Here is a 1,362-nt window from a genome sequence, read left to right on the forward strand (position 1 = left end):
CCAGGCAAGCGGATTGCAGTTCACCGCCCGTGTTGGCGGACTCCCCTCAGATCTATTCTCAGTGGTTGGCTTTAAACTGACCGAACGCCTTTCCGAGGTGTTTCAGGGGCGTCTTGAGCTGGCCAGTACCGACCCCTCCATTCAGGCAGCGGAGACTCTCGAGCAACCGGTTGATCTTGTTATCTGGCAGAACGGCGTGCCGCTCCGGCGCTTTGCCGGTGTGGTCAACGAATTCGTTCGTGGTGATGCCGGCCACCGGAGGACGCGCTACGAGCTGACGATACAGTCGCCGCTATGGCGTCTGGGATTGATGCACAACAGCCGGATTTTTCAGACCCAGAGCACCGAGACGATTGTGCGAACTCTGCTTGAGGAGCGCGGCATTATCGATTCGGTCTTCGATCTGAAGCGCACCCCGGAGCAACGGGAATACTGTGTTCAGCATCGGGAAAGCGACCTGGCCTTTCTCGAACGCCTCGCGGCTGAAGAGGGTTGGCATTACCGCTATGAACACGGGAGCGTGGACGGGGACATCCAGCCGGCACTTATCATTGCTGATCACCACGGCGATGCGCCGAAGCTGCAACCTGTGGAGTATAACGGCACCGCCGGCGGCAGCACCCGGCGCCCAGCGGTGTACCGATTCCGATATGAAGAGCGGGTGCGGGTCGCTTCCGTAGCGATGAAGGATTACACCTTCCGGAATCCCGCCTATGGCCTGATGCATGAGCATGCTTCGGGCGATCTGAAGCACCGGGAAGACTACCAGCACTTCGACTACCCCGGCCGCTTCAAGGCCGACGCCAGTGGCCAGCCTTTTACCGAAGCCCGACTGCAATCCCTTCGCAATGATGCCAGCACCGCCTCCGGCGAGAGCAACCGCCCGGATTTCAGCCCCGGCGCGAAAGTGGAACTGACCGAGCACGATAGTGACAATCTCAATCGGGAGTGGCTGCTAACGGCTATCACCCACACCGGAACGCAGCCTCAGGCCCTGGAAGAGGAAGGCGGCAGCGAACCCACCACGTACCATAACCAGTTCAATGCCATACCTGCAGATCTGACCTGGTGCCCGCAGACGCCGCACCGCCCCCTGATGGACGGCCCACAAATCGCGATTGTCACCGGCCCGGAAGGCGAGGAGATTCACTGCGATGAAAATGGCCGGGTAAAAGTCCGTTTCCCCTGGGACCGTNACTCAAAAAATGACCAACACAGCAGCGCCTGGCTCCGAGTTAGTCAGGGCTGGGCCGGCGGCCAATATGGCTTCATGGCCTTGCCACGAATCGGCCACGAAGTGATTGTCTCCTTCCTGGACGGCGACCCGGACCAGCCCATCATCACCGGGCGAACCCATCACAT

The 1,362-nt window shown here is 60.2% G+C and carries 1 protein-coding gene; it reads left to right on the top strand.

Annotated elements, in window-relative coordinates:
- Positions 1-1,362: type VI secretion system Vgr family protein (locus tag KEHDKFFH_RS19935; RefSeq protein WP_192875819.1), on the top strand; the 1,362-nt coding region annotated here is incomplete at both ends.

Origin of the sequence: Marinobacter maroccanus (assembly GCF_002933275.1) — a bacterium.
GTDB lineage: Bacteria > Pseudomonadota > Gammaproteobacteria > Pseudomonadales > Oleiphilaceae > Marinobacter > Marinobacter maroccanus.